The following is a 10495-nucleotide window of genomic DNA, read 5'->3' as shown; positions in this document are numbered from 1 at the left end:
ATAGTACCGTTGCATTTGAGCTTCAATGGGAGCAGGGTAAGGTTGCATTAAGTTTCCGCTTCATCGTCTACTTCTCCAGTGTACAAATGCAAAAGGTAGAATTACAGGTTATTTAATCCACGATCCTTAGGACTCCACTCTAGACCGGGTTTATTGAGGGTAGTTACAGGTCATACTTGCATATGCCTGCCTCTCATCCTGTGCCTTTTGGCTGCGGTGTTTCAGCCTCATTTCACCGCTTACACCTTACGATCTTTCGGACATGGATTTCTCGCGTGTCCCTATACTGCTTGCTAGACGGGATTCCAGAGTAGGCTTCCAGTTACCGCCGTTTAACCCCGCTTCAGGCGTTGATGGCTAGTCTCAAACCTGGGGGCTATGCTGTCACTCCACTACCGGGAGGGAGGGGCTTTCACCCTCATCAAACATCAGTTGTCAAGGTTCATTCCCTTGCCTCTCATCCCCCAACTAGGGTTGGTTTCGAGAGAACGTGTCGCACGCAAGTCTGGTGTATGAAGAAGAATTAAGCAGCGTCCTGATTTGTCATTAAATGAGATTGTTGATCTACACGAATCCCATCTCTAAACTTCACTCCTTCAATCACCTCTCCTAATCGCTTAAACCCTCGAATCTTCAGCCAACGTTTTTGCGCACTCTGCACCAACTTGAATACCAGCGACAGAATGCTCTCTTGGGAAACACACCCTCGTGTCTTGTCCGTTCTCAACCGCACCGTCGCAAAGGTTGATTCAATTGGATTAGTGGTGCGAATGTGGACCCAATGCTCTGCTGGAAAATCATAGAACGCTAGCAGCGCATCCCGGTCTTTGGTCAAACACTCAACCGCTTTGGGATACTTGGCATCATAGGTTTTGATAAACCGCTCAAACGCCGTCAGTGCATCATTTTTCGTCTCTGCCATGTAAATCTCATGCAGGGCAGATTTGGCTTTTGGTTGCTGGCTTTTAGGCAAGTTGTTGAGCACATTGGCAGTTTTATGCACCCAGCACCGTTGTACACCAGTGGTCGGAAAGACTTGCGCTAACGCCTTCCAAAACCCTAATGCTCCATCGCCAATTGCTAACTCTGGAGCAGTCGTTAGACCCTGGTCTTGCAAGCGTAGCAACAACGGTTTCCAACTCAATTCGGATTCTCGGAATCCGGCTTCGAGACCCAGCAGTTCCTTGGTTCCGGTATCGGTGACCCCAATGACAACTAGAATGCACTGACGCTCGTTCTCGTTGCGGATGTTGAAGTAGATGCCGTCTGCCCAGATATAAACGTAGCGCTTCTCCATAAGGGATCGCTTCTGCCACTGCTTGTGTTCCTCAATCCATTGCGCCTTCAGGCGACTAATCGTACTGGCGGACAGTCCTTTTGCCTGTGCCCCTAGCAACGATGAGAGCGCTTCTGAGAAATCGCCTGTGGATACTCCCTTGAGATAGAGCCAGGGCAGCACCTCCTCAATACTCTGCGAACGCTTCAGATACGGGGGCAACAATGATGAGTTGAACTTGATACCACTGCTGCTGCGGTCACGCACCTTCGGCACTTGAATTTCCACTTCCCCAACCCCTGTCGTAATCGTTCGCTCTGGCAAGTAGCCGTTGCGAACGATCGCCGCTCGCCCTTGGTCATCTTTGAGGCACTGGTACTGGGCAAGAAACTCTTGCAGCTCTGCTTCGACCGCTTGAGCAATGATTTGGCGAGCACCTTGACGAACTAGTTCACTCAAGGCATCCCTGAAAGGGACGGCTGTTTCTGACGGTTGAAATGCAATAACATTGTCGTTATTCATGGTGTATCCTCGTCTGGTCTTTTTCCTTATCCAGCAGGATACGCCGTTTCTTCTCCTTTAGTCATACACCACAAATAAACATAACTCTGATCCGGTTGTCGCCCGGTTTCAGAGTTGGTCAATGCTGTCAGAGAGTGAAGCGATTGCGTTCATCCATGAAATGAGTACAGCCCCACTTGGAATTCCGGGGGAGTGGTTTCAAATTGCGATTGCCCTTCAACTATCCGATCGGCTAATTGGCGACCTTGGGATACAGGTGAGTGAACACGATGCAACAACGGTAGAAATTGGTTTTACGTTACATCGTGAGGAACAAGGTAAGGGCTATGCGAAAGAAGCGATTCAAGCATTGCTTCGCTCATTATTTGGGCTTGAGAATATTACTAAAGTTATCGGCATCACGGATAGCCGCAATCATTCATCAATTAACCTTCTAACACGATTGGGAATGAACTTAGTCAGTTCTGAAGAGATTTTATTCAAGCATGAATTATGTGTAGAACAAACATTTGAGTTGAAAAAGGAAGACTGACTGTTGCATACAGCCAAAGAACCGAAACCAGAGTATATTCTGGATGGTCGTCGTACCACAACCCTTGAGGCATTCTGCAACGAAGTCGGACAAACTTTGCTGGCGGGGCAACCCTGGGATGAGAACCTCGATGGTTTCCAAGCGGTACTCCGGGGTGATTACGGGTACTTACCTGATTCGTTCCGATTGGTATGGCGAGAAGTAGGCTGTGTGAGAGCAGCTTTAGGCTATGACGAGACTGTTCGCCAATTGCTGAAACAGTTACGGGATTGCCCTCCGACTGCGTTAATTAAAACTGCCTGGGCACTACGAGCAGCCCTAAGAAGACAGGGACCAACGGTTTTTGACTGGTTAGTAGACGCGATAAGCAAGCATCCAAACGTTGAGTTAATTCTGGTTGAAACGACGGATGCTGTTGAGTAGCTACTTCTTGTGGGCAGTGCGAAGCAGTTCCCTCGACGGGGCGATCGCACCTAATCAATCCACTGCTGCTGATACAAATACTCCACTACCCTTTGAGTGACTGGAGAACATTGGTCTACATTCCTGTACCTTAGCCATGCGATCGCTTCGATTTCAAAATTTGCGATAATCTTTAGGAGTCATTCCGGTTGCGTCTCGAAACGCCTTACCTAAGTGGCTCTGGCTATTGAAGCCACACTGAAGCGCAATTTTTGCAATCGCCAATTGTGATGTTTTCAACAATTGCTTGGCTCGCTCTACTCGCTGTTGCAGTAAATATTGATGTGGAGAGAGTCCTGTAGACTGCTTGAATAAACGGCTGAAATGAAACTGGCTTACCGAGGCAACATTGGCAAGATCAACTAATTTGATGTCTTGATCTAGATGGGCGTGAATATACTCTGAGACTTGCAGGAGTTTGCGTTCGTGCAACGTCTGCTTTGCAGAACCGCCCAATCCTCCCTCGTACTGCGCGGAATGAGGTTGAGTGCTGGAATACTCACGCAACAGGTGAGCGGCTAGCACATTAGCTAGCGATTCAGCATAGAGCCGCCCAATTCCGCTACCTCCTTTGTAGAGTTCGGCTTTCAGCAGCATCAAAATTTGCTCTAGTTGAGGATCGCGCACCCGAAATTCTGTCACCAGTTCCAGGCGATCGGGAGCAACGGATGCTTCCTGAGCAACGGACAGCAAAAATTGAGCAGGCATCAGGACTTGGAGATAGTGGTCATGTCCTTCGGCATGGTAAGAGGCGGGAATATCTGCCGGAGTAATCGAGAGATCACCTCTGGAGTAGAGTCCAGTGTAGCGGCGATCGCCTATCACTTGATGAATACGATAGGGACGAGGTGCTAAACAAAGCGCGATGGAATGCCCTGCCGAGGCTGCTGGCAGATCGGTTCTCCCAGGCGGTTGCTGAAATTCCTCCACCAGCAGTGGTTGCCAGCCAAGCGTTTCACTGGATATCACCGGAACGGGAGTGTCTGTCTGGGGTAGAGGGGGGCGATTGATCTTGGATGCCTTTGCCATAGGAGTTTTGAGTCGTTCCAAAACTGACAGCAAGATTTTGACAAACGGGCAAAATTCAAATATTCCAGGGCTTTTAGATTCCCTTAATGTGTCATTGTAATCGATTTTTTACAAAGCGTTATGCAATGTAATCAGGAGGAGTTGCGTGGAAAAGCGAATCTTAATTGCAAGTTGGCTATTTTTGATCAGTTCTAGCCTGTTTCTCATGGATTCAATGTTCGAGGTTGCTCAACATTTTTCACCCATATCCCTACTGCACTGGTCAGAGGGTGTTCTATTTCTGCTTGGTTCCATTTTCTTTATGCCATCGTCTTCAAGTTCTTCTCCATCTCTCCCAAAAACTGTTTGCAATAGCGATTCAGAAACTCAAGAAAAACTCGCACTCGTGGCGACAAATTACGCTGATGAGTAAACAGTGCATGAACCGCAAGTCCGGGAGTTAATTGATCGGGAAACAGAAGGACAAGCTGCCCTCGCTCAACTTCTTGCTTTATCTGGAAACCGAGTAAGCGAGTGATTCCCAAACCTGCGATCGCTGCATTCTTTAATGCACCACCATTGTCAGAGTAAAACGAACCCTTTACAGGAATCGCTTGCCACTCCTGGTCAACCCAAAACATCCACGGTTCTGGTCGTCCCTGAAACATATACTGCAAGCAGTTGTGATGAATGAGATCGTTTGGAGTCGTTAGAATTCCACGGGTTTTGAGGTAACTCGGTGCGGCACACAGCACAAACTGAGTTTGTCCGAGCGGTCTGACCATCAAGCGAGAATCCTCTAAAGTGCCCAGGCGAATGGCGACATCAATTCCCTCTGTCACTAAATCCACCACGCGATCGCTCAAGCGCAAGTCAATCTGGATCTCTGGATATTGGGCTAAAAATTGTGGAATCGATTGCACAAGCAACCATTGTCCGAAATCTAATGATGTGCTGACCGTCAGTTTGCCGCGTGGCTTTCCTCTGGAAATGACTGAATCATTAGCATCGTCCAGTTCTCTCAATAAGCGGGATACCCGCTCGTAGTAAGCCGCTCCCTCTGTGGTTAAGCTGAGCGATCGCGTTGTGCGTTGCAGCAGTTGTACCCCCAATCGGTCTTCTAACTTGGCAACTCGCTTGCTAATGGCGGAGGGAGTGGTGTCGAGCGATCGGGCAGCCGCACTGAAGCTATTGCACTCTACGCTTTCGACAAAGGCGATCAGTTCGGGCAGTTGGTTGAGAACATTCAGCATTTATTCCAATCTGGCACAGATGCTTTGCCAATATACTGCTTTTTCTTCTAGTGGAGCACAGGATACTGTATGAAAATGCAACGAAAGGTAAAGCGATGAGTTCAAAGAAAGTTGTCATTGTCACCGCGGCAAGTCGCGGCATTGGGGCAGGTTGTGCGCGGGAGTTAGCCGCTCAAGGATATGCTGTCTCCCTGTTTGCGCGATCGCCCAGCATCCTGGATTTAGCACAGGAATTAGGCGGTATTGCCGTACAGGGTTCCCTATCCAACGCTCGGGATTTAGAAAAGTTAGTACAAACCACACTCAATCAGTTTGGGCGAATTGATGCAGTCGTGAACAGCTTTGGCGATCCTCCCCGACCTGACCTGTTAGAGATTTCTGATGATCTGTGGTTGGAGAACTTTGAAATGTTGTTTCTCAGTGTGGTGCGATTAGCGCGGTTGGTGACAGAACCAATGCGTCAGCAGGGCGGTGGGGCGATCGTCAACATTTCTGCCTGTGATTCTCAAGAACCTTCCCTGGGAACGCCATTTAGCGGCACATTGCGAGCCGCAATGGAAGGATTTACCAAGCTGTATGCTCAACGCTACCGGGGCGATCGCATTCGCATGAATTGTGTTGCCCCTTACTTCGTGGCAGATAGCCTGGAGGAGTTAGCGGGATGGGATGTTCCCAGTGATTTGATGTGGGGTCGTCCGGCAACCTATGCAGAACTGGCAAAGACCGTCACATTCCTCATTTCAGAGGATGCCAGATTCATTACAGGCACGACGTTGAAAGTTGATGAGGCGCGATCGGCTGCAATTTAGTGATTAGGGAAGTGAGGCGATTTCACCATGACAGTTGTACAAATGCAAAAGAACAATCTCCTGACAGAGGTGCGCGAGTTTCTTAAGTTAGCCGTTCCCCTTGCCAGTGCCCAGGTTGCCCAATCTGCCACAGGCTTTGCCGATACGGTGATGATGGGGAGAATGGGAGCCGATGTGTTAGCGGCGGGAGGACTGGCAGCCATTACATTTCTCTGCATCATGATGACTGCAAGTGGTGTTGCGATGGGAGTCAGTCCACTGATTGCTGAAGCATTTGGAGCAGGGCAAAAAACGCGCGTTGAGCAAATTGCTCGTCAAGGACTGTGGTTGTCCGTATTAGTGTCAATTCCAACGATGCTATTCACAGGGCATTTGGATGTTCTTTTGAACCGTACAGGACAAACTGAAACAACCGTTCAGCTTGCGAACACCTACTTGGATATTATGCTGTGGGGCTTGTTTCCAGTGGTTGGCTTTGCAGCACTGCGGGCAACGGTTTCAGCCTTATCTCAAGCCCGTCCGATCATGCTCATTGTCGTATCAGGAACCGCATTCAACATTGTCTGGAATTATATTCTTGGCTTTGGTAAATTCGGCTTTCCCAAACTGGGTCTTTCAGGATTAGCGTTAGCCAGCGTAATTACGCTTTGGGGGATGTTCCTGGCTTTGGCACTGTATATTCTGACAAACGAGAATCTAAAACACTATCGCATTTTTCAAGAACTGCATCGAGTTAGACCTCGCATCTTGAAAGAGTTAGCCTGGGTGGGCGTACCGATCGGATTGTTCTCTGGACTTGAAACAGGCTTTTTTATGGTGATTACCTTCTGGATGGGACTGTTAGGCACTGAAGTGTTAGCCGCTCACCAAATAGTATTTCAAACAATCGTTGTTGTATTCATGGTTCCCTTAGGAAACTCTTACGCTACAACAGTACGAGTCGGACAATGGCTGGGACGGCGCGATCGCACAGGCATTCAACAAGCCGCATTGGTCAGCATGAGCATTACTACAGCCTTTATGATGGGTGTATCGATCGTGTTTCTCCTTTTTCCGAAGTACATCATCGGTCTCTACATTGATATTACCAATCCAGCCAATGCCAACATTGTTGCAATTGCACTTCCGTTATTGATTGTTGCAGCGATCGCTCAAGTTCTCGACGGCTTTCAGAAAGCAGTTTATGGTTCTCTACAAGGACTACAGGACACGCAAATTCCAATGTTGTTAAATGTGTTGGGATACTGGGGAATTGGTTTGTCAGCAGGCTATGTATTGGGCTTTCAGTTGCAGATGGGAGGGGTCGGCTTATGGATTGGGCAATCGGTGGCGATCGCTGTTGTTGCAGGGCTTTTTGCCTGGCGGCTCTGGCGATTGATGAAGCGTCAGAAGCTTACCCAACTGATGTAACAAGCTCTACGATTCAAGCAGTTGTTTCCAGTTACGCTCTGTACGGTCATTGGCTGGAAATAAACACTCAATCCTCAATTCTTGCAGGGTAATGTCGTAGGGGGTGCCAAGGGTGGCGATCGTTGAGAAAAACTCTAATTCCAGATCTCCTCGCTTGAGATGAACGGTCAGCAGCATAGTATTTTGAGTCGTGCGAGCAGAAGGATATCAAACCTCAGCAATGCCCGGATAACTCATTAACTCATCTAGCAAGGCTTTGGATTGTTCACTTTCACCCTCAGCGATCGCTTCTCGATGTAGGCGCTGTAGCAAATGCACTGAAAAATCATTCCAGTTCACGACAAAAGGACGAAACCCTTGGGGATGAAACATGGCTCGCATCAGGTTAACTTTTCCATCCCGGTAGAAGTGGGCTTGCAGTTCCTCTGGGGCAATGAAAGCGTTGAGCAGTCGATTGGCAGCAGGGTTGGTCAGCAACAGATTCCAGTAGCGATCGACCACAATGGCTGGGTAGGGTTCCTGTTGTCGCAACATAAAGTCGAGTGCTTTACGGATAGAAGCCATTTCAGGAGCCGACAGATCGGTTTCAGCGTGAATGGGTGCAAATCCTGCGGCAGTTAGCATCAAGTTTTGCTGTCTCAACGGAATCTCCAGCACCTCTGCCAGTTGCAGCACCATTTCTCGGCTGGGTTTGGCTCGTCCCGATTCCAGAAAACTAATGTGGCGTTGAGACACCTGGCTGGTCACGGCTAAATCAAGCTGGCTAAATCCTCGCTGGCTACGCCATTGCTTCAAGAGCAGTCCAAACGAGGCGAGGGTCGAATTTGGAGCGTGGATGTGCTGCATAACAGGCTCGTACAAGATGGCTTTAATTACCTGACAGGTAATTGCTTTGATTATCTCCCTATTCCATCATGAAAGCACACCGATTGAGGACAAACACCATGTTGAAAGCAACAAACTTCCCGATAACTCGCCCTTTCAACGGTATCAAAGTTTTGTATTTGATCCTGACCATTGCTGGTTCAATTGAACCCTGGTTTTGGCTTCTGCAAGATCCCTCTGCATTGCTTTCTCCCTCATTGTTCCTGCAACAAGCATTCGCAAACAACATTGCAGCAGGCTTGACAGCCGATTTGCTGATTTCTGCGATCGCCTTCTTCTGCCTTGTCTGGTTTGAGTTAAAGCGGTTAAACATTTCACGCACCTGGATCATCCTGTATATTGGATTGACCTTCGGCGTTGGGCTTTCCTGCTCTCTCCCCTTCTTTCTATACCGCCGAGAGCAGCAGTTAGAGCGCGCGGTTTGAGATTATCGGGAGGCATTCATGAGTTCAGAGCCAATAGCAGGGGCGATCGGAACACCCGCTTCTGAAATTGACATTGATGTCTCCCTCGTTCATTCCCTTCTGACAGCACAACATCCTGACCTGGCGCATTTACCGCTCCATTCGGTTGATGCAGGTTGGGATAATGCCATGTTTCGCTTGGGGGATCAGCTATGTGTTCGGTTGCCTCGTCGCAAAATTGCTGCCCCTCTGATTGAACATGAGCAAACCTGGCTTCCACAGTTACCCACTCTTCCCATTCCGATTCCAATTCCTTACCGATTAGGGCATCCAGGACAAGGCTATCCCTGGAAATGGAGTATTTTGCCCTGGATAGCAGGGGTGGCGGCTGATCAATAAGAACCCAATCAAGATCAGGCAAGCGGTTTGCAGCATTTCTGCGATTGCTCCACGTTCCCGCACCACTGAATGCACCACTCAATCCATTTAGAGGCGTACCACTGCATCAGCGAGCCACTACTGTTGAGGAACGAATGCAACGACTTGAACAGAAAACGAGTCTGATTACTCCAAGCATTAAACACATTTGGAACCAGGCGTTAGATGCAGCAATGGATATTGAAGCAACCTGGATACATGGCGATCTCCATCCCCGCAATGTATTGGTTGAGAAGGGCGCGATCTCAGGGATTATTGATTGGGGGGATATCACAAAGGGAGATCGCGCAACGGATTTGGCAGCAATCTGGATGCTCTTTTATGATCCACAGGTGCGTCAACAAGTTATTACAACTTATGCCAGCGCTTCTGAATCCACTCTACAACGGGCTAGAGGATGGGCAGTGTTTTTCGGAATTATCTTACTTGATGCAGGATTAGTTGATAACCCACGATTTGCTGCGATCGGAACAAGAACATTGCAACATATTGCCAACGATGCTTAAACAGTTTTTGGTGACGGATCGTTATGGCTTCATACATCTAAAGTAGATGGCTTAATTATTTCAATAGTGGCATCAGATTATATTCCTGACGAATATCCAGAAGCGATCGCTCCATCAATGGTTCAAAGTCTAGAAATGGTAATAGCTTTTGACGATTTCGAGTCTTAGAGGATGTTTGAAAAGTCGGTTAGACAGTAAAAAAGCTCACTCAGTGTAAGCTGCGAATTGTAACGTACACAGCACTGAGAGAGCAGATGAGTAAAGTCTACCCTAGCGACCTGTCCCACAACCAATTTGAATTCCTCAACGACCTTCTGCCACCAGCAAAACCTGGAGGTCGCCCTCGTAGCGTTGATTTGTGGGCGGTACTCAATGCCATCTTCTACGTCATCGCCGAAGGCATCCAGTGGCGTGCCCTTCCCAGTGATTTCCCAGTTTGGCAAACCGTTTACACCTACTTTCGCAACTGGCGCGATGATGGCACTTGGATGCGGATTCATGACCAACTACGGGAGTGGAGCCGCATCCAAGCAGAACGCCATCCGAGTCCCTCTGAAGGCATCATTGACAGTCAAAGTGTGAAAACGGCTGCGATGGTGCAGCAAGCCGTTGGTTTTGATGCCGCCAAACAAATCAAAGGGCGTAAACGCTTTATCAGTGTTGATACCTTAGGACTGGTTTTGCGAGTGCTCGTTACGGCTGCCAATGTGGGCGAACGCGAAGGGGGTAAGCAAGTGCTCAAGCGAGTCACAAGCATGGGCAAAGCAGTTTCTCGCTTAACCACGATTTGGGTCGATGGTGGCTTTGATGGTGCCCCTTTCATGATGTGGGTGATGGATATTTGTCGTTGGGTGGTGCAAGTGGTGCTGCGACCAGAGCAGACCAAAGGCTTTACGGTTCTCAAGAAAAGATGGGTCGTGGAGATGACCCATCCACACTGCCCTCATAAACCTCAATACTGTCAGGGGAAGACCCTAACGTTTTAGACTG

12 protein-coding genes and 1 pseudogene are annotated in these 10495 nt (G+C 48.6%); 8 read left to right on the top strand and 5 right to left on the bottom strand.

The window, feature by feature from the left end:
- Nucleotides 1–523: 523 nt before the first annotated feature.
- Nucleotides 524–1798, bottom strand: coding sequence for an IS256 family transposase (locus IQ268_RS31260; protein WP_193887255.1), 1275 nt, complete (start codon nt 1796–1798; stop codon nt 524–526).
- A 91-nt stretch (nt 1799–1889) separates the two neighbouring features.
- Between IQ268_RS31260 and IQ268_RS31255 the strand changes: the two are divergent.
- Nucleotides 1890–2330 (top strand): annotated as a pseudogene (locus IQ268_RS31255) (GNAT family N-acetyltransferase); the annotation flags it as partial.
- Nucleotides 2331–2333: 3 nt separating this feature from the next.
- On the top strand, nt 2334–2753 hold the full coding sequence (locus IQ268_RS31250) for a barstar family protein (RefSeq protein WP_193887251.1): 420 nt from the start codon (nt 2334–2336) through the stop codon (nt 2751–2753).
- A gap of 153 nt (nt 2754–2906) precedes the next feature.
- On the opposite strand, the gene IQ268_RS31245 is transcribed toward IQ268_RS31250, so the two are convergent.
- Nucleotides 2907–3821 carry a helix-turn-helix domain-containing protein gene (locus tag IQ268_RS31245; RefSeq protein WP_193887249.1) on the bottom strand — a complete coding sequence of 305 codons (915 nt, stop codon included), beginning with the start codon at nt 3819–3821 and terminating at the stop codon, nt 2907–2909.
- A gap of 299 nt (nt 3822–4120) precedes the next feature.
- Nucleotides 4121–5053 (bottom strand): LysR family transcriptional regulator, encoded by a 933-nt coding sequence (locus IQ268_RS31240; protein WP_193887247.1) that lies wholly within the window; start codon nt 5051–5053, stop codon nt 4121–4123.
- A 95-nt stretch (nt 5054–5148) separates the two neighbouring features.
- On the opposite strand from IQ268_RS31240, the gene IQ268_RS31235 reads away from it, so the two are divergent.
- Nucleotides 5149–5862: an SDR family oxidoreductase gene (locus tag IQ268_RS31235; RefSeq protein WP_193887245.1), complete on the top strand. Its 714-nt coding sequence runs from the start codon at nt 5149–5151 to the stop codon at nt 5860–5862.
- Nucleotides 5863–5889: 27 nt separating this feature from the next.
- Nucleotides 5890–7272 carry an MATE family efflux transporter gene (locus IQ268_RS31230; protein ID WP_193887243.1) on the top strand — a complete coding sequence of 461 codons (1383 nt, stop codon included), beginning with the start codon at nt 5890–5892 and terminating at the stop codon, nt 7270–7272.
- Nucleotides 7273–7278: 6 nt separating this feature from the next.
- On the opposite strand, the gene IQ268_RS33660 is transcribed toward IQ268_RS31230, so the two are convergent.
- Both IQ268_RS33660 and IQ268_RS31225 read right to left on the bottom strand, forming a co-directional pair.
- A complete protein-coding gene (locus IQ268_RS33660) occupies nt 7279–7449 on the bottom strand; it encodes a hypothetical protein (protein WP_339383225.1) in 171 nt (56 codons plus the stop codon).
- A 30-nt stretch (nt 7450–7479) separates the two neighbouring features.
- Nucleotides 7480–8118 (bottom strand): helix-turn-helix domain-containing protein, encoded by a 639-nt coding sequence (locus tag IQ268_RS31225; protein ID WP_339383224.1) that lies wholly within the window; start codon nt 8116–8118, stop codon nt 7480–7482.
- Between the two features lie 98 nt (nt 8119–8216).
- Between IQ268_RS31225 and IQ268_RS31220 the strand changes: the two genes are divergently transcribed.
- The 4 genes from IQ268_RS31220 to IQ268_RS31205 all read left to right on the top strand — a co-directional run bounded on the left by IQ268_RS31220 (nt 8217) and on the right by IQ268_RS31205 (nt 10491).
- Complete coding sequence (locus IQ268_RS31220; RefSeq protein WP_193887241.1) at nt 8217–8582, top strand: DUF2834 domain-containing protein; 366 nt, start codon at nt 8217–8219, stop codon at nt 8580–8582.
- A gap of 18 nt (nt 8583–8600) precedes the next feature.
- Nucleotides 8601–8960: a phosphotransferase gene (locus IQ268_RS33200; protein WP_193887239.1), complete on the top strand. Its 360-nt coding sequence runs from the start codon at nt 8601–8603 to the stop codon at nt 8958–8960.
- Between the two features lie 44 nt (nt 8961–9004).
- Entirely contained in the window at nt 9005–9505 is a 501-nt protein-coding gene (locus IQ268_RS33195; RefSeq protein WP_193887237.1) for a phosphotransferase, read from the top strand.
- A gap of 254 nt (nt 9506–9759) precedes the next feature.
- The gene (locus IQ268_RS31205) at nt 9760–10491 is read left to right on the top strand and encodes an IS5 family transposase (protein ID WP_193887236.1); all 732 of its coding nucleotides are present in this window, start codon (nt 9760–9762) and stop codon (nt 10489–10491) included.
- Nucleotides 10492–10495: the final 4 nt, after the last annotated feature.

The sequence above is a fragment of the Oculatella sp. LEGE 06141 genome (assembly GCF_015207605.1).
Taxonomy (GTDB): Bacteria; Cyanobacteriota; Cyanobacteriia; order Elainellales; family Elainellaceae; genus Oculatella.
Note: the sequence above shows the minus strand (reverse complement) of the source record. Positions and strands in the feature narration are given on the sequence as shown.